The organism is Pseudomonas orientalis (assembly GCF_022807995.1).
Taxonomy (GTDB): domain Bacteria; phylum Pseudomonadota; class Gammaproteobacteria; order Pseudomonadales; family Pseudomonadaceae; genus Aquipseudomonas; species Aquipseudomonas orientalis_B.
The window spans coordinates 4,813,946-4,840,683 of the sequence record NZ_CP094351.1 but is presented as its reverse complement, the minus strand read 5'-3'; the positions used below and the strand labels follow the sequence as shown (position 1 = coordinate 4,840,683).

29 protein-coding genes and 2 pseudogenes are annotated in these 26,738 nt (G+C 60.6%); 15 read left to right on the top strand and 16 right to left on the bottom strand.

The genetic code is table 11. The features are described from left to right. Nucleotides 1–158 precede the first annotated feature (158 nt). The 5 genes from MRY17_RS21620 to MRY17_RS21600 all read left to right on the top strand — a co-directional run bounded on the left by MRY17_RS21620 (nt 159) and on the right by MRY17_RS21600 (nt 6,921). Nucleotides 159–1,562 (top strand): gluconate:H+ symporter, encoded by a 1,404-nt coding sequence (locus tag MRY17_RS21620; RefSeq protein ID WP_181282386.1) that lies wholly within the window; start codon nt 159–161, stop codon nt 1,560–1,562. A gap of 12 nt (nt 1,563–1,574) precedes the next feature. Then, a complete protein-coding gene (locus MRY17_RS21615) occupies nt 1,575–2,435 on the top strand; it encodes a MurR/RpiR family transcriptional regulator (protein WP_191956640.1) in 861 nt (286 codons plus the stop codon). Between the two features lies 1 nt (nt 2,436). Continuing rightward, on the top strand, nt 2,437–3,915 hold the full coding sequence (locus MRY17_RS21610) for an N-acyl-D-amino-acid deacylase family protein (RefSeq protein WP_191953401.1): 1,479 nt from the start codon (nt 2,437–2,439) through the stop codon (nt 3,913–3,915). A 113-nt stretch (nt 3,916–4,028) separates the two neighbouring features. Beyond that, entirely contained in the window at nt 4,029–6,476 is a 2,448-nt protein-coding gene (locus tag MRY17_RS21605) for a dermonecrotic toxin domain-containing protein (protein ID WP_243352825.1), read from the top strand. 76 nt (nt 6,477–6,552) lie between these two features. Beyond that, nucleotides 6,553–6,921: a glyoxalase superfamily protein gene (locus MRY17_RS21600; RefSeq protein ID WP_181282382.1), complete on the top strand. Its 369-nt coding sequence runs from the start codon at nt 6,553–6,555 to the stop codon at nt 6,919–6,921. A gap of 57 nt (nt 6,922–6,978) precedes the next feature. Here the strand turns inward: MRY17_RS21600 and MRY17_RS26720 are convergent. Beyond that, a pseudogene (locus tag MRY17_RS26720) lies at nt 6,979–7,572 on the bottom strand (methyl-accepting chemotaxis protein); the annotation flags it as partial. A 309-nt stretch (nt 7,573–7,881) separates the two neighbouring features. Continuing rightward, a pseudogene (locus MRY17_RS26715) lies at nt 7,882–8,898 on the bottom strand (methyl-accepting chemotaxis protein); the annotation flags it as partial. A 251-nt stretch (nt 8,899–9,149) separates the two neighbouring features. Here MRY17_RS26715 and MRY17_RS21590 point away from each other — a divergent pair. Then, a complete protein-coding gene (locus tag MRY17_RS21590; RefSeq protein ID WP_003176055.1) occupies nt 9,150–9,767 on the top strand; it encodes an FKBP-type peptidyl-prolyl cis-trans isomerase in 618 nt (205 codons plus the stop codon). Between the two features lie 124 nt (nt 9,768–9,891). On the opposite strand, the gene MRY17_RS21585 is transcribed toward MRY17_RS21590, so the two are convergent. From MRY17_RS21585 to MRY17_RS21575, 3 genes are all read right to left on the bottom strand, one after another. Further along, nucleotides 9,892–10,149, bottom strand: coding sequence for a PA4570 family protein (locus tag MRY17_RS21585; protein ID WP_057724031.1), 258 nt, complete (start codon nt 10,147–10,149; stop codon nt 9,892–9,894). A gap of 158 nt (nt 10,150–10,307) precedes the next feature. Next, nucleotides 10,308–10,649 carry a zinc ribbon domain-containing protein YjdM gene (locus MRY17_RS21580; protein ID WP_005791320.1) on the bottom strand — a complete coding sequence of 114 codons (342 nt, stop codon included), beginning with the start codon at nt 10,647–10,649 and terminating at the stop codon, nt 10,308–10,310. Between the two features lie 193 nt (nt 10,650–10,842). Beyond that, nucleotides 10,843–11,811, bottom strand: a complete 969-nt coding sequence (locus tag MRY17_RS21575; protein WP_057724030.1) for a polyprenyl synthetase family protein — start codon at nt 11,809–11,811, stop codon at nt 10,843–10,845. A 239-nt stretch (nt 11,812–12,050) separates the two neighbouring features. On the opposite strand from MRY17_RS21575, the gene rplU reads away from it, so the two are divergent. The 7 genes from rplU (at nt 12,051) to MRY17_RS21540 (ending at nt 17,691) form a co-directional block, all read left to right on the top strand. Then, a complete protein-coding gene (rplU, locus tag MRY17_RS21570) occupies nt 12,051–12,365 on the top strand; it encodes a 50S ribosomal protein L21 (protein WP_003176051.1) in 315 nt (104 codons plus the stop codon). Nucleotides 12,366–12,398: 33 nt separating this feature from the next. Further along, nucleotides 12,399–12,656, top strand: coding sequence for a 50S ribosomal protein L27 (gene rpmA / locus MRY17_RS21565; protein WP_003176049.1), 258 nt, complete (start codon nt 12,399–12,401; stop codon nt 12,654–12,656). Between the two features lie 193 nt (nt 12,657–12,849). Next, entirely contained in the window at nt 12,850–14,073 is a 1,224-nt protein-coding gene (gene cgtA, locus MRY17_RS21560) for an Obg family GTPase CgtA (protein WP_003230855.1), read from the top strand. A gap of 111 nt (nt 14,074–14,184) precedes the next feature. Further along, entirely contained in the window at nt 14,185–15,303 is a 1,119-nt protein-coding gene (gene proB / locus MRY17_RS21555) for a glutamate 5-kinase (RefSeq protein WP_243352823.1), read from the top strand. Nucleotides 15,304–15,318: 15 nt separating this feature from the next. Continuing rightward, nucleotides 15,319–15,783: a CreA family protein gene (locus MRY17_RS21550; protein ID WP_057724027.1), complete on the top strand. Its 465-nt coding sequence runs from the start codon at nt 15,319–15,321 to the stop codon at nt 15,781–15,783. Between the two features lie 101 nt (nt 15,784–15,884). Next, nucleotides 15,885–16,367, top strand: coding sequence for a glutathione peroxidase (locus MRY17_RS21545; protein WP_181282379.1), 483 nt, complete (start codon nt 15,885–15,887; stop codon nt 16,365–16,367). Nucleotides 16,368–16,587: 220 nt separating this feature from the next. Further along, nucleotides 16,588–17,691 (top strand): NADH:flavin oxidoreductase, encoded by a 1,104-nt coding sequence (locus tag MRY17_RS21540; RefSeq protein ID WP_243352822.1) that lies wholly within the window; start codon nt 16,588–16,590, stop codon nt 17,689–17,691. A gap of 45 nt (nt 17,692–17,736) precedes the next feature. On the opposite strand, the gene MRY17_RS21535 is transcribed toward MRY17_RS21540, so the two are convergent. The 3 genes from MRY17_RS21535 to cysZ all read right to left on the bottom strand — a co-directional run bounded on the left by MRY17_RS21535 (nt 17,737) and on the right by cysZ (nt 20,053). Further along, nucleotides 17,737–17,916 carry a hypothetical protein gene (locus MRY17_RS21535; RefSeq protein WP_181282377.1) on the bottom strand — a complete coding sequence of 60 codons (180 nt, stop codon included), beginning with the start codon at nt 17,914–17,916 and terminating at the stop codon, nt 17,737–17,739. Nucleotides 17,917–18,055: 139 nt separating this feature from the next. Beyond that, the gene (locus MRY17_RS21530) at nt 18,056–19,234 is read right to left on the bottom strand and encodes a glycosyltransferase family 4 protein (RefSeq protein WP_181282376.1); all 1,179 of its coding nucleotides are present in this window, start codon (nt 19,232–19,234) and stop codon (nt 18,056–18,058) included. Nucleotides 19,235–19,288: 54 nt separating this feature from the next. After that, nucleotides 19,289–20,053, bottom strand: a complete 765-nt coding sequence (gene cysZ / locus MRY17_RS21525) for a sulfate transporter CysZ (protein ID WP_191953404.1) — start codon at nt 20,051–20,053, stop codon at nt 19,289–19,291. A gap of 281 nt (nt 20,054–20,334) precedes the next feature. Here cysZ and trxB point away from each other — a divergent pair, with 281 nt between their 5' ends. Continuing rightward, nucleotides 20,335–21,297, top strand: a complete 963-nt coding sequence (gene trxB / locus MRY17_RS21520) for a thioredoxin-disulfide reductase (RefSeq protein ID WP_181282374.1) — start codon at nt 20,335–20,337, stop codon at nt 21,295–21,297. Nucleotides 21,298–21,422: 125 nt separating this feature from the next. On the opposite strand, the gene MRY17_RS21515 is transcribed toward trxB, so the two are convergent. Genes MRY17_RS21515 through MRY17_RS21490 form a run of 6 tightly spaced genes read right to left on the bottom strand, consistent with a single transcriptional unit; the run spans nt 21,423 to nt 24,350 of the window. Further along, nucleotides 21,423–21,764: a HopJ type III effector protein gene (locus MRY17_RS21515; RefSeq protein ID WP_181282373.1), complete on the bottom strand. Its 342-nt coding sequence runs from the start codon at nt 21,762–21,764 to the stop codon at nt 21,423–21,425. Next, nucleotides 21,757–22,053: a DUF1244 domain-containing protein gene (locus MRY17_RS21510; RefSeq protein WP_243352821.1), complete on the bottom strand. Its 297-nt coding sequence runs from the start codon at nt 22,051–22,053 to the stop codon at nt 21,757–21,759. The genes MRY17_RS21515 and MRY17_RS21510 overlap by 8 nt, the downstream gene beginning before the upstream one ends. 16 nt (nt 22,054–22,069) lie before the next feature. Next, complete coding sequence (folX, locus tag MRY17_RS21505) at nt 22,070–22,441, bottom strand: dihydroneopterin triphosphate 2'-epimerase (protein ID WP_003194073.1); 372 nt, start codon at nt 22,439–22,441, stop codon at nt 22,070–22,072. A 2-nt stretch (nt 22,442–22,443) separates the two neighbouring features. Beyond that, entirely contained in the window at nt 22,444–23,004 is a 561-nt protein-coding gene (folE, locus tag MRY17_RS21500) for a GTP cyclohydrolase I FolE (protein WP_124359780.1), read from the bottom strand. A gap of 20 nt (nt 23,005–23,024) precedes the next feature. Next, on the bottom strand, nt 23,025–23,735 hold the full coding sequence (gene folM, locus MRY17_RS21495; RefSeq protein ID WP_181282371.1) for a dihydromonapterin reductase: 711 nt from the start codon (nt 23,733–23,735) through the stop codon (nt 23,025–23,027). A gap of 57 nt (nt 23,736–23,792) precedes the next feature. Beyond that, the gene (locus tag MRY17_RS21490) at nt 23,793–24,350 is read right to left on the bottom strand and encodes an antibiotic biosynthesis monooxygenase (protein ID WP_181282370.1); all 558 of its coding nucleotides are present in this window, start codon (nt 24,348–24,350) and stop codon (nt 23,793–23,795) included. 218 nt (nt 24,351–24,568) lie between these two features. Here MRY17_RS21490 and MRY17_RS21485 point away from each other — a divergent pair, with 218 nt between their 5' ends. Then, nucleotides 24,569–25,519: a MerR family transcriptional regulator gene (locus MRY17_RS21485; RefSeq protein WP_431768393.1), complete on the top strand. Its 951-nt coding sequence runs from the start codon at nt 24,569–24,571 to the stop codon at nt 25,517–25,519. A 2-nt stretch (nt 25,520–25,521) separates the two neighbouring features. On the opposite strand, the gene MRY17_RS21480 is transcribed toward MRY17_RS21485, so the two are convergent. Further along, nucleotides 25,522–26,127 (bottom strand): hypothetical protein, encoded by a 606-nt coding sequence (locus MRY17_RS21480; protein ID WP_181282369.1) that lies wholly within the window; start codon nt 26,125–26,127, stop codon nt 25,522–25,524. Between the two features lie 58 nt (nt 26,128–26,185). Beyond that, the gene (locus MRY17_RS21475) at nt 26,186–26,653 is read right to left on the bottom strand and encodes a PAS domain S-box protein (protein ID WP_181282368.1); all 468 of its coding nucleotides are present in this window, start codon (nt 26,651–26,653) and stop codon (nt 26,186–26,188) included. Nucleotides 26,654–26,738 lie beyond the last annotated feature (85 nt).

The following is a 26,738-nucleotide window of genomic DNA, read 5'->3' as shown; positions in this document are numbered from 1 at the left end:
TGACTCGACCGCGCTCGTTGAGTTTCCAGCCTTTATCTGAAGGTCATGTAAGAACACCCCCTGAATTTTCATGCGGCCGCGTCGGGCATATCCCACGGCGACAGCACTTATCCCTGAGCGGTAATTACTTTCATAAAAATTGAAAATTCACCTCGGTAATGATTTATGAGTTTCACAACCAATTCGACGTGACCCTTTCCGAGGAGTACCGCATGGCCGCATCATCGGGCTTCGGGCTATTGGCATACGCAGCCATCGCCATCATTGCTTTGATCGTGCTGATCGCACGTTATCGTCTTAACCCGTTTATCGTCATCACCCTGGTGTCCATTGGCCTGGCGCTGATGGCCGGGATGCCCGCGGACACCATCATGGGTTCTTACGAAGCGGGCGTCGGCAAAACCCTGGGGCATATCGCCCTGGTGGTAGCGCTGGGCACCATGCTCGGCAAGATGATGGCCGAGTCCGGTGGCGCGGAGCAGGTGGCACGTACGTTGATCAACCGTTTCGGCGAGCGCAATGCCCACTGGGCCATGGTCTGCATCGCGTTTCTGGTGGGGCTGCCGCTGTTTTTCGAGGTGGGCTTTGTATTGCTGGTGCCGATCGCCTTCACCGTGGCACGGCGCGTGGGCGTGTCGATCCTGATGGTCGGCCTGCCGATGGTCGCCGGGCTGTCGGTGGTGCATGCGCTGGTGCCGCCGCACCCGGCGGCGATGATGGCGGTGCTGGCGTATAACGCTTCGGTGGGGCAGACCGTGCTGTACGCGATCCTGATCGGTATTCCCACGGCGATCATCGCTGGCCCGGTCTACGCTAAATTCATCGTGCCGCACATTCACTTGCCGGCGCAAAACCCGCTGGAACGCCAATTCATCGAGCGCGAACCGCGTACCCGTCTGCCGAGCTTCGCGCTGACCATGGGCACTATCCTGTTGCCGGTAGTGCTGATGATGATCGGCGGTTGGGCCAATGTGATGTCCACGCCTGGCACCGGCTTCAACCAGTTCCTGTTATTTATCGGCAACTCGGTGATCGCGCTGCTGGTGGCGACCCTGGTGAGTTTCTGGACGCTGGGCCTGGCCCAGGGCTTCAACCGTGAGTCGATCCTCAAGTTCACCAACGAATGCCTGGCGCCCACGGCAAGCATCACGCTGCTGGTAGGGGCGGGCGGTGGCTTGAACCGCATCCTGGTGGACGCCGGCGTCACTCATGAAATTCTTGGCCTGGCCCATGCGTTCCAGCTGTCACCGCTGGTGATGGGCTGGTTGTTCGCTGCGCTGATGCGGATCGCCACGGGCTCGGCCACGGTGGCGATGACCACGGCGTCCGGTGTAGTGGCCCCGGTCGCTCTGGGCATGGGTTATCCACACCCTGAATTGCTGGTATTGGCGACCGGCGCCGGTTCGGTGATCTTTTCCCACGTCAACGACGGCGGCTTCTGGCTGATCAAGGAATACTTCAATATGACCGTGATCCAGACCTTCAAGACCTGGACCGTGCTGGAAACCCTGATTTCGGTGGTGGCCTTCGGTCTGACCTATGGTCTGTCCTGCCTTTTGTAACCCGGAGCCGCGATGGACATCCTCTACCAGATCCGTGCCCGCCAGGACGCCTTCAGCGCCGGCGAAGGGCGTATCGCCAGGCTGATGCTCGACGACGTGGGCTTTGCAGCGTCGGCCAGTCTGGAAGCGCTGTCGCAACGGGCCGAGGTGAGTACCGCCACCTTGTCGCGCTTTGCCCGCAGTGTCGGTTGCCGCGACTTGCGTGACCTGCGCCTGCAACTGGCCCAGGCCAGTGGTGTGGGCAGCCGCTTTCTGGACCCGGCGGGGCTGCCGGAACAGTCGGCGTTCCATCGGCAGATTCTCGGTGATATCGAAGCCACGCTGCGCCAGCATCTGTCCGGCTTCAATCAACACAGCTTTGTCGATGCGGTGAGCCTGTTGGGCAAGGCACGGATGATTCACGCGTTCGGTATGGGCGGCCCGTCGAGCCTGGGCAGCGATGAGTTGCAGGTGCGGCTGGTGCGCCTGGGCTATCCGATTGCGGTCTGCCATGACCCGGTAATGATGCGCGTGACGGCCGCGACCCTGGGGCCGGAGCAGGCGCTGATCGTTTGCTCGCTGACCGGCCTTACGCCTGAGTTGCTGGATGTGGTGAGGTTGGCGCGCAACTACGATGCGCGCATTGTCGCGCTCACTTTGGCCGATTCCCCCCTGGCCGGGCTGGCCGATGTGCTGCTGCCGCTGCAACCGGCTGAAACCAGTTTTATCTACAAACCGACGGCTGCGCGCTACGGCATGCTGCTGGCCATCGACCTGCTGGCCACCGAGCTGGCCCTGGCCATGCCTGATGCCAATCAGGAACGCCTGCGCCGCATCAAACTGGCCCTGGACGACTATCGCGGCGGCCCCGACAGCCTGCCGCTTGGAGACTGAAATGAAGTACGACACGCTGATTCGCCAGGCGCTGATCATTGATGGCAGCAACACGCCTGGGTACCTCGCCGATGTGGGCGTGCGCGACGGGCGTATCGAGACGATCGGCGACCTGTCGGCGGCGGTGGCCGTGCATGAGGTTGACGCCACCGGCTACGTACTGGCGCCGGGCTTTGTCGATGTGCACACCCATGACGACACGGTCGTGATCCGCCACCCGCAGATGCTGCCCAAGCTCAGCCAGGGCGTGACCACGGTGATTGTCGGCAACTGTGGCATCAGCGCTTCACCTGTGAGCCTGCGGGGCAATCCACCCGATCCGATGAACCTGCTGGGCAATGCCGAAGCCTTCGCCTACCCGCGCTTCGTCGATTATCGCGCGGCGGTAGAACGCGCTCGGCCTGCGGTCAATGTCGCCGCGCTGATCGGCCACACGGCACTGCGCAGCAATCATATGGACGACCTGCACCGCACGGCCACGGCCCATGAAATCGCGGCCATGCGCATGCAGTTGCAGGAGAGCCTCGATGCCGGTGCCCTGGGCTTGTCCACCGGCCTTGCCTACGCCAGCGCATTCAATGCAGAGACCGATGAGGTGCTGCAACTGAGCGAAGAGCTGACCGCTTATGGCGCGGTGTACGCCACGCATTTGCGCAGTGAGTTCGAACCGGTATTGGACGCAATGGACGAAGCATTCCTGATCGGTCGACATGCCAGGGCACCGGTGATTATTTCTCACCTCAAGTGCGCCGGTGCGGGAAACTGGGGGCGCAGCCCGCACCTGTTGGCGTCGCTTGAGGCAGCAGCGAAAACCCATCCGGTGGGCTGTGACTGCTATCCCTACGCGGCCAGTTCGTCGACCCTGGACCTCAAGCAGGTCACCGACGCGTTCCGCATCACCATCACCTGGTCCACACCTCATCCTGACATGGGCGGGCGTGATCTGCAGGACATTGCTGCAGAGTGGGGCGTTGCGCTGATGGACGCCGCCCGCCGCCTGCAACCGGCGGGGGCCGTGTATTACGGCATGGATGAGGCGGACGTGCGACGCATTCTTGCCCACCCGTTGACCATGGTCGGCTCTGACGGGTTGCCCGAAGATCCGTTTCCGCATCCACGTCTGTGGGGGGCATTCCCACGGGTGTTGGGACATTTCAGTCGGGATGTCGGATTGTTCCCGTTACACACGGCGATACACAAGATGACCGGGCTGTCGGCGGCGCGTTTCGGCCTGGCTCAACGCGGTGAAATTCACGAGGGGTTCTGGGCCGACCTGGTGCTCTTCGATCCTGCGCGTGTGTGTGACATGGCCGATTTCAAGGCGCCTCAACGTGCGGCCGAAGGGATTGAGGGCGTATGGATCAACGGCGTCTTGAGCTACAGCGAAGGGCAGGCGAACGTACAGCGGGCCGGGCGCTTTCTGGCGCGCAGCGGTGATTTGCGCCGGGGGTTTCAGACCGGAGCGCGGGAGGCGGTATGACGGTGCTCGGGCCGATAGCGTGTCTGAATATGGCCAATGAGCGCTTACAAAAAGCCGATTGATTGCCAGGGGCGGCGCCCTAACATGTGTGGGTCTTGTTACGGAGAGCCTGCATGAACACTCAGTCTGTAAGTCCCAGCCTGCTCGCCAACCGGGCCGGCAATGCCGTCATTCCGCCCACCGTCACGGCGCCTGGTGCAACGGCGAATGAGAGCGTCGAGGCGATCTCGGCGTTCCCTTTTCCCCGCGACACGATCAAAGGCTGGATCCAGGAAAAAGTCTGGAACCTGACGAATCAGTGGATCGACCCCGACAAGGTTTACCTGCATCAGTTTGCTCCTGCCAACAGTACCCATACCGGCAGTGCCGTGACCGGTTGGGAGCATCGCGGAACTCCCGAATCATCCATGACGCTGACCGATGCCGTGGCCAGTGATTTTTTTTCGGCTGAACGCTACGGCACGGCCGGCAAGGCTCAGGCGCTGGCGCATTTCGTGTCGTCGAACACCAGCCCGTTTTCATTGCTGGACAGCGAAAGCGTGCCGGATTTTTTCAGCCGGCTGGGCAAGTTCATTCTCGACCGGACGGGGCCGGGTTACCTCTACTCGAAAATCCATGACGATGTTCCCGCCGCCGTGGAGACCTGGCGTGATCTGGACGCCGTCTATGGCCTGTACCTGGATGGCCCGGAAAAAGGCAGGTACGACGCCGGCAACCAACTGCGCATGAAGCCCAGCGAGTTGCTGAACCTGGTGCGTGAGGGGGACCTGCAGAAAAAAGTGATGGCCAAGCTGGACAGTTTTTGGACGCAGCACGGCGACGAATGGCGGGTGCTGGCCAAGCAACAGTTCGTGATGGAGGCCCGTGCCGCGCGTGCCCTCAATCAACAAGACCCCGGCCGGGGCCTGAGTCCGCAGGCGTATGCCGAGGTGATGAAAGCGGCGGCATCAGGTGTGCCGCTCGAGGGGCCGGTGTCCAGGGCCCAGTTGCAGACGCAGACCACGCCGGACCCGCACACCAAGGTGTTTGGCTTGGACATCAATGGCTATCAGTCCAATGACATCCTGCGCTTCGTCTCCAAAAGCGGCGCCGAAACCCTGTATGTCCCCGGCGCAAAGCCCGCCATCCAGACGTTCAAGGACCGGGCCGCCTTGGACCAGTGGGTGCTCGAACAAAGCAGGGACCCCGCCAAAGCCAAGGCGCTGGAGGAACATTTCTCGCTGCGTGATCGTCAGCAGGGCGTGTTCGGCGCCCTGAGTGCCGACGGCGTGGACGCTACCCTGACCAAGCTGGGGGCGGGTACCCAGGCTGCCAATGACAGAGTGATCAATACCCGCAATTATCCCATCGGCGGTGACGTATTTTCCTTCATGGCCAGCCAGACACGCCAGCGCATCGACAAGGATGCCGACACCGAAATGAAATCCAACGCCGAAGTGCGCAAGGACGACGCACTGGCCCTGTTGCAAGCCGGTAATGCCGTATTCTCCATCCCCATGGCCTTGCTCGGGCCTATTGGTCTGGCGCTTGGCGCCGCCTCTTACACGGCGCAGGTCGGCATGGAAATCGACCAGGCCGTTGAGGGTGACACCCAGGCCGAGCGCAAGAGCGGGCTGCATTCGGCGGTGATGGATGTTGCGACCATGGCTTTTTTTCATGCCCTCGGCAAGGCTGGTCCGTCCACGGCCGACCCCGCTGTCGAGTCCGGCGCTCAACCGACGACGGGGGACAAGCCTTTTTTCAACTATCGCCGCGTGAACGGGCAGATCGGTGTACTGATGAGTCCGAACCAGCCTCCACGGTTGCCCGAAACACCGGGCGGCACGTTGAATCCTGCGTGGGACCCCTCCATGGAGATTTATCTGCAAGCGGGGTCCAAGCGTCCCTCGGTGCAGCCCCGTTATGAGATCGTCGAGGAGGCCGCGCCTGCGGCGAAGAAACCCAAAGTCGAGGACTCGGAACACGAACTGTCGGACAATGAGGAGTCGCCGTCTTCGGTGGCTTCCAATGCCACGTCCTCCGGGGATTACGAACCGTACGACGACAGCAGCGTGCTCAAGGTCAATCCGTTCAAGGACGGCGTCAAGCTGCCTGCCGGTGGGTATTTCAACAGTCGCGGCATGATCGAGCGCACCGACATACCCAAGTTGTACCGCGTCGAAAAGGCTGATCGCGTAGAGCGGCGCGGCGACCCGGAAGATGATGGTTTTCGCGACTCCAATTTCTTTTCCGGTCCGGAAAAAATGATGGAGGGCAATGTCGTGGTGGCCTCTCGCTCGAAAGCGGCGGCGATGCACTTTGGCGACACAGAGTTCGAGGGCAAGTACCACCTTTACGAAATCGACAGCCGGGGCGTTCCCGTTGTTTCGTTCAACGAAAATATCGAGGCCAATCCGCAGTTCGTCGAAGCGCGTCAATGCGTGGCACCTGGCACCCTTGAGCGGATGCGCAAGGCGGGCAATCTGGATGAGTTTGCGGACGACTCCTACAAGTTCGATGAAGTGCATGTGGACAATGACCAACTGTCGAGCGGCAGGATCCGCAGAATTCCCCGGTATTGAACCGGTTCACTTTGCGCGCTTGCCGGGCTAGGGTGTCGGTTCACCCACAGCGATTGCCCGATGCCTGTAGAGTCACATGCACTTAGGAAAAGTCACCCCCATCCTGCGAATTTTCGACGAGGCCAAGGCGCTGGAATTCTATGTCGATTTCCTGGGGTTCAACGTCGACTGGCAGCATCGCTTCGAGGCCAATTTTCCGTTGTACCTGCAAGTGTCGCTGGGAGAATGCGTGCTGCATTTGTCCGAGCATCATGGCGATGCGTCGCCGGGCGCCGCGGTGCGGATCCAGGCGCAAGGAGTGGATGCGTACCAGCAGCAATTGCAGGCCAAGGACTATCGTTATGCCAAGCCTGGGGTTGAGCAAACGCCTTGGGGCTCGCGGGAGATGAGTATCAAGGACCCGTTCGGGAACCGGGTGGTGTTTGTAGAGGAGGGGGAAGAGTGAATGAATGGCAGCCCCAGTCAATGACTGGGGCTGCATCCTGGGCCAGCGCCCTGTGGTTTATACCCGGAAATGGCTGACCATCTGCTGCAACTGGCTACCCAGCCGCGCCAGCTCGACGCTCGACTTGGCCGTCTCCTCACTGGCTGTAGCGGTCTGCTCGGACACATCGCGCACATTCACAATGCTGCGGCTGATCTCTTCGGCCACGGCGCTCTGCTGTTCGGCGGCCGCTGCAATCTGCTGGTTCATCGACTGGATGTTCGACACGGTGCGGGTGATGTTTTCCAGGGATACACCGGCTTTGCGCGTGAGGTCCACGCTGCTGTCGGTGAGGCTGCGGCTGTTGTTCATCACGTTGGCCACTTGCTGGGTGCCGTTCTGCAAGCCGGCCACCAGGCCTTCGATTTCCTCGGTGGATTTCTGCGTACGCTGGGCCAGCCCGCGCACTTCGTCGGCTACCACGGCGAACCCACGACCGGCTTCACCGGCACGGGCGGCTTCAATTGCCGCGTTGAGCGCCAGCAGGTTGGTCTGTTCGGCCACGGCCTTGATCACGTCCATCACGCTGCCGATCTTGTTGCTCTCTTGCTGCAGGTGGGCCATGGCGTCGGTGGAGCGTGCCACTTCGGCAGCCAGGCGTTCGATCTGGGCAATGGCCTCGGCCACCACTTTGTCGCCCGCACGGGCCTGACCATCGGCATCGGCGGCGGCCAGCGAAGCCTGTTCGGCGTTGCGCGCCACTTCCTGCACGGTAGCGGTCATTTCATGCATCGCCGTAGCGACCTGGTCGGTCTCGATTTTCTGGCTTTTGACGCCGGCGCTGGTCTGCTCGGTAACGGCTGAGAGTTCTTCGGCGGCGCTGGCGATCTGGGTCACGCCGTCACGAATCCCGCTGATCAGTTCACGCAAGGTGGTGCCCATGCGCTGGATGCCTTGTTGCAACACGCCCAGTTCATCGCGACGGGTGACTTGGATGGTGTGGCTCAGGTCGCCGGAGGCAATGCGCTCGACCACAGCCAGGGTGTCTTGCAGCGGACGGGTGATCTGGCGGGTGATGACCAGGGCCGCGATGATGCCCACCAGCAAGGCCAGCAACGTGCTGATCAGTTGCAGGCTGCGGGCTTGGGCGCTTTCGGCATCGCGGCGTTCCAGCTGGATGTCGTAGAGTTTGTCGCTGAGGGTGACGATATCGGCGCCTTGGGTGGTCATTTCGGCGCGGGCGGTCACGATGTTGGCGTTGGCGGCTTTATAGCTTTGTACGGCGCTGCGGTAGGCGCCCAGTGCGGTTTCCAGCGAGCCCAGCGCGGCCTGTTGGCTGCTGCCGAACACGGCATTGAGGCCTTTCAAGCCAGCGATGGCTTTCTCGATTTGCGCGGCGGCACGGGCTTCGTTTTCTGCATTGACGTTGTTGGTGTAACCACGCACTTCGTAGCGCGCCAGCAGGAATTCTTCCTTGGCACCTGTCACGGCCTGGTACTGTGCGAAACGTTCCGGGCTGTCGGGCATCTGCTGCACGTTGGTGTCCAGTGCATCGATTTGTGCGTTGGCGATGTCAGCTTTGTCGCCCATGACCTGGCGCGCGGCGTTGCCATTGCGATAGGCCTCGCGCATTTTGTTCAAGGACTGCTGATACGCCGTAATGACAGCTTTCTGTTGATTGAGCAGCTTGAGGTTTTCCGGGCTCTTGAAACTGTCCAGCAGCTTTTGTTGCTGGGCGGCGAAAGCGTCAAGGCTGGTTTGCACGTTCTGCGCCACGGCTTCGTCGCCGTTGGCCAGCATATATTGCAGGCGAACGATGCGCAGTTTGGTCAGCGAGGCGTTGAGCTGAGTGATGTCGCTCATCCAGTTGCTGCGGTCGATCAGGCCGCCCAGGCTGGTCCAGCCGGTGAGGGCCAGGATCGAGGTGAGGACAAGCACCAGGCCGAAGCCCAGGCCCAGTTTGAGGTTGACGCTGATGTTACCGAACCAGCTATTCATCGAATGCTCCGCAAGAATGATATGTGTGCTGGGCGGTGTTGTTGTTGGAGCCAGCCAAAGTGTGTAGCGCTGTATCGGCGGCAGGGCATGAATCTGAAATACTTTTATTGGCAGTCCGGCAAAGGGGGCCGATGCGCTAACAGAAGCGGGTGAGCGGGGCTCATCACGCGTCGGACTTGTGTGCTAGTCTGCGGGCCCTTTTAGTTTTGGATGGCGCAATAAACAGCGTCGTCCTACAGCGGAGCCTTTTCATGTCCGAAGTTAATCTGTCCACCGACGAAACCCGCGTCAGCTACGGTATCGGCCGTCAGTTGGGCGACCAACTGCGCGACAACCCGCCACCGGGCGTCAGCCTGGACGCGATCCTGGCCGGCCTGACCGACGCCTTCGCAGGCAAGCCAAGCCGTGTTGACCAGGAGCAAATGGCGGCCAGCTTCAAAGTGATCCGCGAAATCATGCAAGCCGAAGCCGCTGCCAAGGCTGAGGCCGCCGCAGGCGCTGGCCTGGCCTTCCTGGCTGAAAACGCCAAGCGTGACGGCATCACCACACTGGCCTCGGGCCTGCAGTTTGAAGTGCTGACGGCCGGTGACGGCGCCAAGCCGACCCGTGAAGATCAAGTACGTACTCACTACCACGGCACCCTGATCGACGGCACCGTGTTCGACAGTTCCTACGAGCGCGGCCAGCCTGCGGAATTCCCGGTTGGCGGCGTGATCGCCGGCTGGACCGAAGCCCTGCAACTGATGAACGCCGGCAGCAAATGGCGCCTGTACGTGCCGAGCGAACTGGCTTACGGCGCACAAGGCGTTGGCAGCATTCCGCCGCACAGTGTTCTGGTATTCGACGTCGAGCTGCTCGACGTTTTGTAAGACCTGTACCTGTAGGAGCGAGCTTGCTCGCGAAGAACGTCAACGATAACGCGTAAAGCCTGGTTTAACGCGGTGCCTTTGTTATCTTCGCGAGCACGCTCGCTCCTACATTGGCTGTTGTTTCTCATGGATGGAACTTGCCACTCAGCTCCGTCGCCGGGCGCAACGCTCGGGCATAGCAGAACAGAAACAGATTCCTCACCACTTCCTTCAGCACGCCAGGCTCACTGGAACTCAGGCCATTGACGTCCAGGTCGCCCTGGTCCTGCAGTTCATTCAGCGCTTCTTCTTCAAGCACCGCACAGACTTCGCCGGTTTCCCGATGCAGGATCCGCAGGTACGGATGTGGGCGGTCCAGCCAGGCATCTATCAAATAAGTCATGGTCGTTCTCCTTGATGGGTTTCAATGAGAATAATTCTTATTCGTAGAATAGCAAGTGTCTATTGGCGGTTTGCGATTTTTTTGTGTGGGTATTTGAGACAGTTCAACGCGAGGGCGAAGCGCCATCCCGCGGCGGGCGCGGGATGGATGCAGCAGGTTCAGACCTTGCGCACGAACTCGGACTTGAGCTTCATCGGGCCGATGCCGTCAATCTTGCAGTCGATATCGTGGTCGCCGTCGCACAGGCGGATATTCTTGACCTTGGTGCCGACCTTGACCACCAGGGAGGTGCCCTTGACCTTGAGGTCCTTGATCACCGTGATGGTGTCGCCGTCCTGCAGGACGTTGCCTACAGAGTCTTTCTTGACGGTTTCGTCGCCCGCCACTTCGGCCTCGCCATTGGCGGACCATTCATGGGCGCATTCCGGGCAGACCAGTTGGGTGCCGTCTTCGTAGGTGTATTCGGAATTGCATTTCGGGCAGGGTGGCAACGTACTCACTAAAGCTCCTTGGGAGTCAGGATGGCTAAAAGTCGCACATTATATAGGGTTTTGTGGTCTTGCAGGCTGTATGAAATCCAAATGTGGGAGGGGGCTTGCCCCCGATTGCGGTGTGTCAGCCACCTTATCCATTGGCTGACCTGCTGCTATCGGGGGCAAGCCCCCTCCCACATGGTCCTGCGGCGCTGGTGCTTTAGTGAGTACGGGCGACCGCAAACTCACTCAGTTCAACCAGGGCATCCCGGTATTCGCTGGCGGGCAGGGCTTCCAGGCACTTGATCGCACGGGCCACGTAGTCACGCGCCAGTTGCGCGGTGTACTCCAGGGAGCCGGACGCTTCCACGGCGGCGCGAATGGCCTCCAGGTCTTCGATCCCGCCTTTCTGGATCGCCTTGCGCACCAGCGCAGCCTGTTCCGGCGTGCCTTCGCGCATGGTGTAGATCAGCGGCAAGGTCGGCTTGCCCTCGGCCAGGTCGTCACCGACGTTCTTGCCCAGGGTTTCGGCATCGCCCTTATAGTCGAGCAGGTCATCCACCAGTTGGAACGCCACGCCCAGGTGGTCGCCAAAGGTGCGCAGGGCTTCGGCCTGTTCGGCGGTGGCGCCGCACAGCGCGGCGGCGCTGTGGGTGGAGGCTTCGAAGAGCATCGCGGTCTTGCCGCGAATCACTTCCATATAGGTTTCTTCGGTGGTGCTGGCGTCACGTACCTTGGACAGTTGCAGCACTTCGCCTTCGGCGATGATGCGCGTGGCCTGTGAAAGAATCTTCATCACCGGCATCGAGCCCAGTTCGACCATCATTTCGAACGAGCGCGAGTACAGGAAATCGCCCACCAGCACGCTGGGCGCGTTGCCCCACATGGCATTGGCGGTCTCGCGGCCACGGCGCATGCCGGACATGTCGACCACGTCGTCATGCAGCAGGGTGGCGGTGTGCAGGAATTCAATGGTGGCGGCCAGCAGGCGCAGGTCATCACCTTCGCGGCCCAGGGCCTTGCCGCACAGCAACACTAATAAAGGACGCAGACGCTTACCGCCCGCCGACGTAATATAGTCGCCAATTTTGGAGACCAGCGGCACTTTAGACGTCAGCTGCTGCTTGATGATGCCGTCGACGGCGCTAAAATCGTCCGCGACCGCGCGGTAGAAAGCTTGGGGTTGCATCAGCGACAGTCGCTCCAGAAGGGTTGCGCGGCATGCTAGGACCCTGACCCCCCAGTGTCAAGGCGCGATAGACGGCCCCTTGCAACACCCCTTTACCTTGCGTACAATCGCGCACCCTGAACTTCCTGGGCAGCACCTGCCTTACGCAATTGCATTCGGGACGTCCATCCCATGCAGCCATGCCAGCCAATACCTCTTCTTATAAAGCGCTGGGTGAGCAGGATTATCGGAGAAATACCATGTCGTACGCAGTAATTGTTACTGGTGGCAAGCAATACAAAGTCGCCCCAGGTGAATACCTGAAGATCGAAAAACTGGAAATCGCTACCGGCGAATCCGTGACGTTTGATCGCGTTCTGTTGGTCGCCAATGGCGATGACGTGAACATCGGCGCTCCAGTTGTTGCCGGCGCTACCGTTGTGGCTGAAGTGATCTCCCAAGGTCGTCACGATAAGGTCCGCATCATCAAGTTCCGTCGTCGTAAGCACCACATGAAGCGTATGGGCCACCGCCAGTGGTACACCGAGATCAAAATCACCGGTATTCAGGCTTAATTTCAGCCTAATCCTCACTAGGAGAATTGACTCATGGCACACAAAAAAGCTGGTGGTAGTACCCGTAACGGTCGCGACTCAGAAGCCAAACGCCTTGGCGTGAAGATGTATGGCGGCCAGAAAATCATTCCGGGCAACATCATCGTGCGTCAGCGCGGCACCCAATTCCACGCCGGTTACGGTGTTGGCATGGGTAAGGATCACACTCTCTTCGCTAAAATCGAAGGCGTGATCAAGTTCGAAGTAAAGGGCGCGTTCAACCGCCGTTACGTGAGCGTTGTCGCAGCTTAATCGCGAGATCGCTGGAAAAGCCCTGTCTTGCGACGGGGCTTTTTCGTTTGTGGAGTGAGTCTCTTGCAAAGCTGTTTGTGATGGGCTCTGGCGCTGGATAAGCGGTCGCTGATTGAGGTCGCTGCGCTCATTTTTGCAAGAGTCTTATGTCTTGGTTTCTTAAGCTCGTCCATGCGACGAGAGGCGTTTTGTTATGAAGTTCGTTGATGAAGTTTCCATCCGAGTAAAAGCAGGCGACGGCGGTAACGGCTGCATGAGTTTCCGTCGCGAAAAGTTCATTGAAAACGGTGGCCCCAACGGCGGCGACGGCGGCGACGGCGGTTCCATCTACATGATGGCCGACGAAAACCTCAACACCCTGGTCGACTACCGTTACACCCGGCACTTCGATGCCGAGCGTGGCTCCAACGGCGGCAGCACCGACTGCACCGGTAAAAAAGGCGAAGACCTGGTGCTGCGCGTACCGGTCGGTACCACGATCATCGACTCGGCTACCCAGGAAGTGATCGGCGACCTGACCAAGGCCGGCCAGAAGCTGATGGTGGTGCAAGGCGGCTGGCATGGTCTGGGTAACACCCGATTCAAGTCCAGTACCAACCGTGCACCGCGCCAGACCACCCCTGGCAAGCCGGGCGAGCAGCGCGATCTCAAGCTGGAAATGAAAGTTCTCGCCGACGTAGGCCTGCTGGGCCTGCCGAATGCCGGCAAAAGTACCTTCATTCGCTCGGTATCGGCCGCCAAGCCGAAGGTCGCCGACTACCCGTTCACCACCCTGGTACCCAACCTGGGCGTGGTCAGCGTCGACCGCTGGAAAAGCTTCGTGATCGCCGATATTCCAGGCCTGATCGAAGGTGCTTCCGACGGCGCGGGCCTGGGCATTCGCTTCCTCAAGCACTTGTCGCGCACCCGGTTGCTGCTGCACCTCGTCGACATGGCACCACTGGATGAAACCAGTGCAGCCGACGCCGCCGAAGTGATTGTCAGCGAGCTGACCAAGTTCAGCCCGGCCCTGGCCGAGCGTGATCGCTGGCTGGTGCTGAACAAATGCGACCAGATCCTCGAAGAAGAGCACGAGGAACGCGTCAAGGAAATCGTCGATCGCCTGGAGTGGGAAGGTCCGGTCTACGTGATCTCGGCCATCGCCAAAGAAGGCACCGAGCGCCTGACCCGCGACATCATGCGCTACCTGGAAGACCGCGCCGACCGCCTCGCGGCCGACCCGGTGTTCAAGGCCGAACTGGCCGAACTCGACCAGCAGATCGAAGACGAAGCCCGTGCTCAGTTGCAAGCGCTGGATGATCAGCGTGCCTTGCGCCGCAGCGGCGTGAAGTCGGTGCATGACATCGGCGACGATGATTGGGACGAAGAAGACGTGGATGACGAAGACGGTCCGGAAATCATTTACGTGCGTGACTGATTCGTTGCGATAAACTTGAACGCCGCTCTCTTTAGAGCGGCGTTTTGGTATCCGGGTATAACGTTATGGGCGGCGCTGGGTCGCGCGGCCCTCACTCTAAGGTTGAAGATGATGCGGAGCAAAGTGACAGGTGCGCAGCGCTGGGTCGTAAAGATTGGCAGCGCGTTGTTGACGGCGGATGGCAAGGGCCTGGACCGCGCGGCCATGAGTGTCTGGGTCGAGCAGATGGTGGCCTTGCATGAAGCGGGCGTTGAGTTGGTGCTGGTCTCGTCCGGGGCGGTTGCCGCCGGGATGAGCCGCCTCGGCTGGACCACGCGACCCAGCGCGATGCACGAGCTGCAAGCCGCCGCCGCCATCGGCCAGATGGGCCTGGTGCAGGCCTGGGAATCGAGCTTTGCCGAGCACGGCCGCCACACGGCGCAGATCCTGCTGACCCACGACGACCTGTCCGACCGCAAGCGCTACCTCAACGCCCGCAGCACCTTGCGTGCGCTGGTGGAGCTCAAGGTCATCCCGGTGATCAACGAAAACGACACCGTGGTCACCGATGAAATCCGCTTCGGCGACAACGACACCCTGGCCGCCCTGGTGGCCAACCTGGTGGAAGCCGACCTGCTGGTGATCCTCACCGACCGCGACGGCATGTTCGACGCCGACCCGCGCCACAACCCCGACGCCCAGCTTATTCATGAAGCGCGCGCCGATGACCCGGCGCTGGACGCCGTGGCCGGCAGTGTCGGCGGCGCCCTGGGCCGTGGCGGCATGCAGACCAAGTTGCGCGCTGCGCGCCTGGCCGCGCGCTCCGGTGCCCATACCATCATCGTCGGCGGGCGCCTTGCGCGCGTGCTGGACCGTCTCAAGGCCGGCGAGCGCATCGGCACCCTGTTGTCGCCGGAACGCGGCATGCTGGCAGCGCGCAAGCAGTGGCTGGCCGGGCACCTGCAAACCCGCGGCACCCTGGTGCTGGACGCAGGCGCGGTGTCGGCGCTGTCCCAGGGCAACAAAAGCTTGCTGCCGGTAGGCGTCAAGTTGGTGCAGGGCAGCTTCCGCCGGGGCGAGATGGTGGTGTGCGTGGCGCCGGATGGTCGTGAGATCGCTCGCGGGCTGGCGAACTACAGTGCCCTGGAAGCGCAGAAGATTATTGGACAATCGTCCGACGCGATTGTCGGACTATTGGGTTACATGGCCGAGCCGGAACTGGTTCACCGCGACAACCTGATCCTGGTTTAACCAAAGGAATACACGATGCGTTTAGTGAAGGGACTGCTCGGCCTGCTGCTGGCCATGCCACTGCTGGCCTCGGCCGAAGAGGTCGGCCAGGTGTCGACGGTGTTCAAGTTTGTCGGCCCCAATGACCGGATCGTCGTCGAAGCCTTCGATGACCCCAAGGTCGACGGCGTGACGTGTTACCTGTCGCGCGCCAAGACCGGCGGCGTCAAAGGTGGCCTGGGCCTGGCCGAGGACCGCGCCGAAGCCTCGATCGCCTGCCGCCAGGTCGGCCCGATCCACTTCAAGGGCGAACTCAAGGACGGCGATGAAGTGTTCAAGGAACGCACCTCGCTGGTGTTCAAGACCATGCAGGTGGTGCGTTTTCTCGACAAGAAGCGCAATACCCTGGTGTATCTGGTCTACAGCGACCGTCTGATCGAAGGCAGCCCGCAGAACGCGGTGACGGCGATCCCTATCTTGCCGTGGCCAACCGCTCAGTAACCGGTGGGCGAGTTTTTCAATCGGCATCTATGCTTGCAGGCTTGTGGTCTGTAATCTCGAACGGCTGCAATGCGAAGAACATGGGATATCTGGAGTTCGTCATGAGTGCTTTCCACGACCTGAAACTCAAAGCGTTGGACGGGCAAGAGCTGCCGCTGGCGCCCTTCAAGGGCCAAGTTGTGCTGGTGGTCAACGTTGCCTCCAAATGCGGTCTGACCCCGCAGTATGCGGCCCTGGAAAACCTCTACCAGCAATACAAAGACCAGGGTTTCACCGTGCTGGGCCTGCCCTGCAATCAGTTTGCAGGGCAGGAGCCGGGTACCGAGCGAGAGATCCAGGAGTTCTGCAGCCTCAACTACGGGGTGACGTTCCCGCTGGGCAGCAAGCTTGAGGTCAACGGCCCTGATCGTCACCAACTGTACCGCCTGCTGGCGGGCGAGGGTGCCGAGTTTCCAGGCGATATCACCTGGAATTTCGAAAAATTTCTGCTCGGCAAGGATGGCCGTGTACTGGCGCGCTTCTCGCCGCGTACGCCGCCGGATGATCCAACGGTCGTCCAGGCCATCGAAAAAGCCCTGGCCTGAATCCCCCCCACTATAGGAGCGAGCTTGCTCGCGAAAATCGCCAACGGTGATGCGTACACTCAGGATTTACGCGCCGCCCTGCGATTTTTCGCGAGCAAGCTCGCTCCTACAGGTATACGGTTGTTTTTATCGCCTTAATCACTCAGATCAATAGTGCTACCCAGCAAGCTTTGGCGTGCATATTATCCACATCATAAATTCGCCTCATGTGGAGTGCTCCATGCCCGTCCAAGCCTTGTTCAAACCCTTCCAACTCGGTGCACTGCAACTGTCGACTCGCGTGGTCATGGCGCCGATGACGCGTTCGTTTTCTCCAGGTGGCGTACCCAATTCCAAGGTGATCGAGTATTACCGTCGCCGGGCTGCCGCCGGTGTGGGCCTGATCATCACCGAAGGCACAGTGGTTAATCATCAAGCCTCCAACGGCTACCCCAATGTTCCGCACTTTTACGGCGAAGCGGCGTTGGCCGGTTGGAAGAAAGTGGTCGATGCGGTCCACGCCGAAGGCGGCAAGATCGTTCCGCAGCTGTGGCACGTCGGCAGTGTGCGCCGTATAGGTACCGAACCTGACGCCAGCGTGCCCGCCTACGGGCCGATGGAAAAGCTCAAGGATGGCACTGTCGTCGTGCACGGCATGACCACCCAGGACATCAAGGACGTGATCAATGCCTTCGCCGAGGCGGCCAAGGATGCCCAAAGCATCGGCATGGACGGTGTGGAAATCCACGGCGCCCACGGCTACCTGGTCGACCAGTTCTTCTGGGAAGGCAGCAACCAGCGCACCGACGAATACGGCGGCAGCCTGGCCAACCGCTCACGTTTCGCCATCGAACTGATCCAGGCTACCCGCGCGGCGGTCGGCCCGGACTTCCCGATCATCTTGCGTTTTTCCCAATGGAAGCAGCAGGACTACACGGCGCGCCTGGTGCAAACCCCCGAGGCGTTGGGCGAATTTCTCAAGCCGTTGTCCGATGCTGGCGTGGATATTTTTCACTGCTCTACACGCCGGTTCTGGGAGCCGGAATTCGAAGGTTCCGACCTTAACCTCGCCGGCTGGACCCGCCAGTTGACCGGTAAGCCGACGATCACCGTGGGCAGTGTCGGCCTGGACGGCGAGTTCCTGCAGTTCATGGTCAACACCGACAAAGTCGCGCAGCCGGCCAGCCTCGAGAAACTGCTGGAGCGCTTGAATAACGATGAGTTCGACCTGGTCGCCGTGGGCCGTGCGCTGCTGGTGGATCCGGATTGGGCGGTGAAGGTGCGTGAAGGCCGAGAGGCCGATATTCTACCGTTCAGTCGTGAGGCGTTGACGAGCCTGGTGTAAATGGCGGTGCTCCCCGTGAACGTCATGGGGAGCCGGTCTGCAACCTCAGTACTCCAACCCTTTCTTCAGCTCTCGGCTGTGATCGGTCCTGTGCCCGTCCTTACGTGCAGACTGGTCGTAGGTGGGGGGCTCGGCCCTGGATTTGTCCAATATCTGTTGCAGGCGCGTCCACTCCGCCGTCGGCATGTTGACGCCGTTGCGCACACCCATTCCATAAGTTGACATTTTCATTGTCTCCACTGATTTGAAGGACCTGCCAGAGGTGGCAGGTATCAATGGTTGGCAATTCACCGAAAGGCGTTCCTCATTTAAATATCAGGTAATCCTTACCCGACCTTGCACTACCCATTTACGGGAAGGCGTTTCAACGCACGCACGTTTGTACAGGGGTAACCAATGGCTCGCCGCATGCGCCTCGCAGTTGGCTCTCGAATTGCTCGATAATCGCCGGCCACCCTTGGCGACTGGCGTGCTGGCGGGCATTCAGACGCGCGCGGCGCAGCGTCTCGCGCTCCTCCAACAACCACACGGCTGCATCGCAAAATGCGTTCTCATCCCCCGGCATCGCCAGTACACCGTTGTAGCCGTGGCGAATATGCTGGGTGGCGGCCGCCTGGTCATACGCCACCACGCCCAGGCCGGAGGCCATGGCTTCCAGCACCACATTGCCGAACGTCTCGGTCAGGCTGGGAAACAGGAACAGATCGCCCGAGGCGTAATGCCGTGCCAGCTCTTCGCCGCGCTGGGTGCCGCAGAATACCGCTTCGGGCAGATCGCGCTGCAACAGGCCGCGCTGCGGGCCATCGCCGACAATGACCAGCTTCAACCGCCGCGAGGGGTAGGCGGTCTGCAACGCATCGAAACAGCGTTTAAGCAGCCCGAGGTTCTTCTCCTGGGCAAGGCGTCCTACGTGCAGCACCACAATATCGTCACTCTCCAAGCCCCAGTTTTCGCGCAGGCTGTAGTCGCGTTTCGCCGGGTGGAACAGTTGGCTATCGACTCCCCGGGACAGCATCCCGAGGCGCTCGAAGTGCCGACGTTCCAGCTCCAGGCGTTGACTCGCGCTGGGAACCAGCGTCAAGGTCGAGCGGTTATGAAACCAGCGCAGGTAATGGGTGACCAGGCGGCTCAACAGACTCAAGCCGTACTGGTTCGAATACTGTTGAAAGTTGGTGTGGAAGCCGCTGACCACGCTGATGCCCAGGCGCCGCGCCGCGCGTAATGCCGACAGGCCCAACGGCCCCTCGGTGGCGATGTACAGCACATCCGGCCGCTGACGGGTCCAGCGCCGCAGCAGTTTGTGCATCGACGATTGGCCCCATTGCAGCCCTGGATATCCTGGTAACGGCCAGCCGCGGCACAGCAGCAATTGGTCGTCACTCGGCCGGCTCTGGTCGACACCCTGGCGCGGGCGCACCAGTTCGATTTGATGGCCGCGTGCGCGCAAACCGTCGCACAGGCGGCCGAGCGTGTTGGCCACCCCGTTGATTTCCGGCGGGAAGGTTTCGGTGATCAGGGTGATGTGAAGCGAGGCTGTCGTCATGACCCACAGTGTCGCTGCGGGCCATGTCGTCATTGTGTCACTGGCATGATGGATTTATGACCGCGCTACTTGTTGCCCCGCCATCGTCTCGGCACCTTGCTCGCGCACCCAGAACAACGTGGCCCCGGCGACCGCCGCCGGCATCATCAGCAGGTTGACCACCGGCACCAGCAGCACCAGGTAGACGACGCCGCCGAAGCTCATGCTCTGCCAGCGTTTCTGGCGCAGCCAGGCGAGCATTTCGTTCCAGCCCAGCTTGTGGTTATCGGCCGGGTAGTCGATGTATTGGATCGCCATCATCCATACGCCGAACAGCAGCCACAACGGCGCGGCAATCAGGTTGACCACCGGAATGAACGACAGGATGAACAGGCCGATAGCCCGTGGCAGGAAGTAGCCCAGCTTGCGCATTTCCCGGGCCAGGGTGCGCGGGACCATCGCGATCAGCTCGCCCCAGCTGAAAGGCGGGAAGTCGTCGGTGCCGCGTACCACCACTTCGACTTTCTCCGATAGAAAGCCATTGAACGGCGCCGCGATGATGTTGGCGAGCATGGTGAAGGTGAAAAACACCATCAGCACCACCAGCACCACAAACAGCGGCCAGATCAGGTAATTCAGAAAGCTCAGCCAGCTTGGCAGCGTCGGCATCAGATGGTCGACCCATAGGCTGAACTGATGACCGGCGAAATAGATCAAGCCCACGAACAGCACCAGGTTGATCGCCAGCGGCAGCAATACGAACAGGCGCAGGCCAGGGCTCAACACCAGTTTGAGGCCTTCACGCAGGTACTGCGGGCCGGAAAGAACAGGGGCGGGCATGGAGGACTCCGAGCAAAGGGACGAACGCGCCGACCTTACCGGCTTTGCCTCCTGGGCGAAAGCGGCAACATCAGCTGTAACAAACCGACCGATCAACCGGGACGACTGCATAGAGACCACCTATGAGCTGGATTGTTATTGCGTATTTCCTTAATCTTGCCCCCCTCTATACGCTGCACCCATTATTTTCAGGATCCGCGAGTTCAAGCCTTCCCCAAGTGCTTCGCGGTCCTTTTTTATTCCAGCCGTCTTGTAGTCCGGGCGGTCGATAGGAGTGAGTCATGTCTGATACCCGTCATTCGCGAGTGATTATTCTCGGTTCCGGCCCTGCCGGTTACAGCGCTGCCGTCTACGCTGCCCGGGCCAACCTCAAGCCGCTGCTGATCACCGGCATGCAGGCGGGCGGTCAGTTGACCACCACCACCGAAGTCGACAACTGGCCGGGCGATGTCCATGGCCTGACCGGCCCGGTGCTGATGGAGCGTATGAAGGAACACGCCGAGCGCTTTGAAACCGAGATCGTATTCGACCACATCAACAAGGTCGATTTCTCCAAGAAGCCTTACAGCCTGATCGGCGACAGCGGCGTTTACACCTGTGACGCCTTGATCATCGCCACCGGCGCCAGCGCGCGTTACCTGGGCCTGCCTTCGGAAGAAGCGTTCATGGGCAAGGGCGTTTCCGCCTGCGCGACCTGCGACGGTTTCTTCTATCGCAACAAGCCTGTAGCTGTGGTCGGCGGCGGCAACACCGCCGTGGAAGAGGCGCTGTACCTGGCCAACATCGCCAGCACCGTGACCCTGGTGCACCGCCGCGAAACCTTCCGCGCCGAGAAGATCCTGATCGACAAGCTGCACGCCCGTGTCGCTGAAGGCAAGATCATCCTCAAGCTCAACGCCACCCTGGACGAAGTGCTGGGCGACAACATGGGCGTGACCGGCGCTCGCCTGAAGAACAACGACGGCAGCTTCGACGAGTTGAAAGTCGACGGCGTATTCATCGCCATCGGCCACACCCCGAACACCTCGTTGTTCGAAGGCGTGCTGGAAGCCAAAGACGGTTACCTGGTGGTGCAGGGCGGCCGTGAAGGCAATGCCACCGCTACCAACATCGAAGGCATCTTCGCTGCCGGCGACGTAGCTGACCACGTGTACCGTCAAGCCATCACCTCGGCCGGCGCCGGTTGCATGGCGGCCCTGGATGCCGAGCGTTACCTCGATGGTCTGAAAGACGCCTCGTTCTAAGCAGCACTGCAAAACAAATGTGGGAGGGGGCTTGCCCCCGATAGCAGTGTGTCAGTCAGTACATTTGTTACTGAACCACCGCAATCGGGGGCAAGCCCCCTCCCGCATTTTGATTTGTGTATGACTCAGGATTTGCGGGTCAGTGGCTCGGCGGTGAATTTCACACCGGCCAGGCCGTGGGCGATCAACGCGCGGATATTTCCGTGATCAGAGCCTTCAGGCGTCGCCACCACCGAACGGTAATGCTCGCCAAACGCCAGCAACGCTTCCTGATCGCTCAACCCTTCCAGCAATGCCAATCCCAGGGTCTTGCACGAGCCTTCGTTCTGGCCGGCGGCATTTTCCACCTCGCCGTTGGTGAAGGCTTGCGGCTGGTAGTCATAACCTGCGGCTACAAAGGCCAGGGTATCGGCAAAGGCGTGTTCGCCGCTGTTGAGGCTGGTGCGCAGGGTGTTCAGGTCAGTCATGGGGTTTTCCTTGGGCGAACGCCGCTTGCTGGTCGGCGTTGGCTTCTTTCTGGTATTGGGCTTTCCACTGCGCGTACGACATGCCGTACACCACTTCACGGGCGTCATCGAGGCTCAGCTCGATCCGGCGCTCATCGGCCTCGGCCTTGTACCACTTGGACAGGCAGTTGCGGCAGAAGCCGGCCAGGTTCATCAGGTCGATGTTCTGTACATCCTTGCGGCTGTCCAGGTGGGCTACCAGCCGGCGAAAGGCGGCGGCTTCGAGTTCGAGGCGTTGTTGGTCGTTCATAGGGCTCACTTGAGTATCAGCGGCTGGCCGCCAGAGTAATCGAAACCGACTCGGCAAAACGCAGCGCATGGGGCTTGTCCACTTCGACTTCGGCATACAGCACCGATTCGTTGCTCATCACCAGGTCCAGCAACTCCTGGGTCAGGCGCTCGAGCAGGGCAAAACGGTTGCCTTCGACGTGGGCGATGATCGCCTTGGTGATGGTGCGGTAATTCAAGGCATGGTCGATGTCATTATCGCGCACGGCTTCCTGGGCGGCATACAGGATGGTGAGGTTGATCAGCACATCCTGCTTGTTGAGGATTTCGTCCTCGTTGATGCCGATAAAGGTGCGCAGGCACAGGTCCTTGACCCGGATGCGCGCCATGCCTGGTTGAAGTTGTGGCATTGCTACTTGCTCCGTCCAATCAGTTGCAGGAACTCCATGCGCGTGGTGTTCGACTCGCGGAAGGCGCCGAGCATCACCGAGGTGTTCATGGTTGAATTCTGTTTTTCCACGCCGCGCATCATCATGCACATGTGCCTGGCTTCGATCACCACCGCCACGCCGGCGGCCTGGGTCACGTCCTGGATGGCGTCGGCGATCTGCCGCGTGAGGTTTTCCTGGATCTGCAGGCGCCGGGCGAACATGTCGACGATGCGCGCCAGCTTCGACAGGCCCAGCACCTTGCCGGTCGGAATATAGGCCACGTGGGCCTTGCCGATAAAGGGCAGCAGGTGATGCTCGCACAGCGAGTACAACTCAATGTCCTTGAGGATCACCATCTCGTCATTGTCGGAGGCGAACAATGCGCCGTTGACGATGTCCTGCAGGTTCTGCTCGTAGCCATGACACAGATACTGCATCGCCTTGGCGGCGCGCTTGGGCGTATCGAGCAGGCCTTCGCGCTCAGGATCTTCACCCAGGCCCTTGAGAATCTCGCGGTAATGGTGGGGCAGGGACAAAGTCATACAACATCCTCACAAACGGCTTACTTGATGTGCCGCCCGCCGTTGACGGTCAGGGTGGTCCCGGTGACATAGGGGTTGTCCAGCAGGTAACGCACGCTCTGGTAGATCACTTGCGGCCCGGGCTCGATGCCCAGTGCCGACTTGGCCAGGACCCTGGCGCGATAGGCCGCGTCGTCGCCTTCATTGAACATCACCATGGCCGGTGCTATGCCGTTGACCTTGATCAACGGCGCGAACTGCGCGGCAAACGACAGCGTGAGGCTGTCGAGCCCGGCCTTGGTGGCGCAATAGGCGATGTGCTGACGGCTGCCCTTGCGCACCACATCGTCGCTGATATGCACGATGTCGGCCGGTGTCGAGCGGTGCAGCAGAGGTGAACAATGCAGGTTGATCAGGTACGGCGCAAGCATGTGCACGCTGAACATATCGATAAAGGCGCGGCTTTCGTCGCCCGGCGTTTCCGCGACCCAGGCCGAGGCGTTGTGGATGATCGCGCGCAGCGCGTCGGTCTGTGTCTTCAGCTCAGCGATGAACGCCAGGATTCCCGCCTCGCTGGAAAAATCGGCAAACAGGCCGACCGCGCCGCGTTCGCGCAGGCGCTGCACACCTGGACGTTCGCTGCGGTAGCTGAATATCACCGGTTGCCCTTCGTCCAGCAGGCGCTCGGCGCAATACAGGCCGACACGCTGGCCGGCACCGGTGATCAGGATCGGGGCGTTGGTTGCAGTCATGGGAGGCTCGAGTCGCTGGCAGATGCAAACTATACCAGTGACCCGTCTCCCCTGTACTCAGACAGCGGCTTCGCTGACCTTGCGCGGCGCGGTTGGATGCAGCCAGTTCGCCAGCAGGTGCGTCGACAACGGGATGAACAGGTAAACCATCAGCGGGGTCAGCGCCAAGGTGCTGACCAGCACTCGGCTGAACAGGTCCAGCTCGCCAAGCAGGGGGGCCAGGCCGAAATTGAACAGCAGCGACACCGGGAAAAACGCCAGCCAGATCGCCACCGCCTGTTTCCAGCGCGGCGGGCGTGCGCCCACGGCACCGAACCAGCCATCGATGCCGCTCACGCGATGTTCGGACGGGTCGGCAAACAGCTCGCTGCCACGGCTCAGCCAGGCACTGCGCGACGCGGAAAACTCCCAGGCATGCAGGGTCTTTTCATCGGCGAAGCGGAAGATGATCTGGAATTCATCATCATGGGGCGGCGGTGCGAGCACGCCGGAACCCAGGTAACCGGGAAAATCCGTGGCCAATTGCTCGCCTTCGCGCAGCCAGGCCATCAATTCTTCGTAGCGACCTTTGGCCACACGACGCGCAACCATCAAGGTGACGGGGGAGGTAGACATTGTGTATCTCCAGATAAACGGGTGCGCTTGACCGGGTAGGCGGCGCACGAGCGCAGCGGCGGGTAGTGCCACTGCACTGAAAAAACAGGCAAGGATTATTCCTGTTTTGAGGAAATACGCCAGTGACGTTGGTCCGAAGTCCAGAGGCCTTGAAAAAGACAGGTTTAAATGCGTTAAATGAGGCTCCATTCCTGGTGACTTCTGTCAGAAATAACGTGATTACCGCACCGACTAATAGCACTTTGCAGCTGGAATCGACTGATTCGGAGCAACTGTTCCCTATTCGGGAAGTCGCAAGATTGACAGGCGTCAATCCCGTCACTCTGCGGGCATGGGAGCGGCGTTATGGGCTGATCCGGCCCGTGCGCACCGAAAGCGGGCACCGCCTCTACTCCAGGACCGATATCGAGACCGTCAATCGTATTCTCCAGTGGACTGAGCGCGGCGTCGCAGTGAGCAAGGTAGGCAAGCTTCTGGCCCGTGACAGTCAACAGGCCGACGCGATACGCGCCGAGCGTGACGCGGTTGATGTCAGCGAATGGCCGCAGTGGCGGGCTCGTCTGATGCAGGCCATCAGTGCTTTCGACGACCGCCAGTTGGCAAGCGTGTACGGTCAGATTTTCTCTACCTATCCCTTGAGCGTCGCGTTCCAGGACATCCTGATGCCGCTGTGGAACGACTTGCTGCGCCGTCAGGGCCGTTTCGGCCAGGCCAGTGAGTGGCTGTTTTTCGACGCTTTCCTGCGTGTGCAGACTTTCCTGCGCCTGCAGGCAGCGAGCGCGTCGCCAGCCCCCCGCCTATTACTCAGCGCCATGCCTGGCGAGTGCCGGGAACTGGAGCTACTGGTGGCGGCGCTGCTGATGAGCGGTGAGGATTTGACCGTGAAGGTGCTGTGCCTGGGTCAGCCGGTCGACGAGTTGACCCTGGTCTGTGAAAAGGTCCGCCCCCAGGCGTTGGTCATTTTCTCCAATCACTCACACAAACAGGACCTGAATGCGCGTTTGAACCGCCTGGCATTGACCCTCAACTGCCCGCTGCTGCTGGCAGGCGCTGCATCGGAGCTGTTGCAGGCCGATCTGGCCGGTACGTCCATTGGTTGCCTGGGCAGCGAAGCGCGCCAGATGCAGCAGCGTCTGCAGCGGTTTCTCAGCGGCGGCCTGGATACCTGATCTCAGGCGTGTACATGCGGATGCACCAGACGATGCTGGTGCAGGATGAACTGGCGCAGGCGCTCGATTTCACCCGCGTCACTCTGATTCAAGCGGTAGGCGAACAATCCCCGGGCGGTTTCCCGCTCCAGCGTGCCGCGCAGCGCAATGCGTTCGTAACCGGACGGGCTGAACCACAACGAAAAGGTTTTGGGCGGTCGGGTTCGGCCACGTCCTTCTACCAGCACACCCTTGAATGATACTTGGTGCACCCACAGCGCGCTGGCGTAGCCCTTGATGTTCTCCAGGGCCACCGGCGCTTCGAGGGCCAGGCGCCATGGGCGAACCATCGGCCCGTCTTCAAAAATACTCGGCACGCCCAACCTGAGATGCACCGCATGAAACTCATCCTCCACCAGATGCAGAGGAAAGGTCAGTTGCTGGTTGTCGAACTGCGCCTGGATGGTGACTTGATCATGGGCGGCCAAGCGGGTCAGCAGATCGCGAATCTGCGCTCCGCCATTTACCGTCAGGCTCGACCCTGCATCCCGCAGGTTGAGCTGCGGGTTGTGCTGCATGTTCTGGATAAAATCCAGCTCGTCCTGAGTCAATAGGGCATCGCGATGCATTGATAGAGCTCAAAGGTTGCGCATTAAAAGGCCATTATTGCGCTAAAAAAGGCATTTTTTACAGCTTGTTAACGCCGCTCGTTGACTTGAGCGCCGCCAGCTCGGCTTTAAGCTCGGCAACTTGGGCCTCCAACTGCGCTACGCGTTGCTGCGCCTTTACCTGGGTGGTGACGTCTTTTTGCACACCGACGAAATAGGTCTGCTGGTCGGCTGCGTTGTACACCGTCGACAGTGAGAGCTCGTTCCAGAAGTGCGTACCGTCTTTGCGGTAGTTGCGCAGAATCTCTCGGCAGGCGCCGCCGCTGTCGAGCGCTTCGCGGATCGCCATCAGGGCCGGCTGGTCGCGATCGCCCGCCTGCAGGAAGCGGCAATCCTGATAGAGAATTTCGTCCAGGGTATAACCGGTCAGCCGTTCGAACGCGGGGTTGACGTAGATCAGCGGCTTCTCTTCGCCCTCGCGTTCGGCAACGACGATGCCGTCGTTGGACGCGTTGACAACCATCTGCAGCAGCTTGGCGTTAATCATGAGCGTTCCATGGCTTGTTTTGACGATGCAAGTTTATGACAAATTCTGAAGGTTGCACGGCTCGCACTGAAACCCTGGTGCAACT